The sequence below is a fragment of the Streptomyces regalis genome (genome assembly GCF_001509475.1).
Taxonomy (GTDB): Bacteria; Actinomycetota; Actinomycetes; order Streptomycetales; family Streptomycetaceae; genus Streptomyces; species Streptomyces regalis.
Genome location: NZ_LLZG01000262.1, coordinates 1 through 354 on the forward strand (window position 1 = coordinate 1; position 354 = coordinate 354).

The 354-nt window shown below is 75.7% G+C and carries 1 protein-coding gene; it reads right to left on the reverse strand.

The features are described from left to right. Positions 1-174: 174 nt before the first annotated feature. On the reverse strand, positions 175-354 hold a 180-nt coding region (locus ADL12_RS50975; RefSeq protein WP_244188050.1), incomplete at its 5' end, for a DUF6233 domain-containing protein.

Consider the following 354-nt stretch of genomic DNA (forward strand, 5'->3'; position numbering starts at 1 on the left):
CGTCGAGCAGCCGGCCGCCGTCGGGCAGGCCGGCCTGACGGAGGAACTCGACGACGTCCGCGTCCGAGTACGCGACGCCGATGATCTCGCCGCGGATCGTCATCCGCCGGCCACCCGTCCCCCGCGGGGCATGCAGCACAATCGGAGCCATGCCTCCAGGGTCGCGCGGTTCGGCTACCCCAGCACCCCGAGCTCCGTGTCCGGCCGGCACATGCTGCATGCCTCCACGTCGACGAGGGCCCGCCGGGCTTGCTCGGCGTCGAGCGGCCGGACGCGGGACCCGGCGACCGGGCAGCCGCCGACGTGGACGGCGACGGGCGGGCCCGGCTGATGTCCCCGCGCTTCGACGCCTCC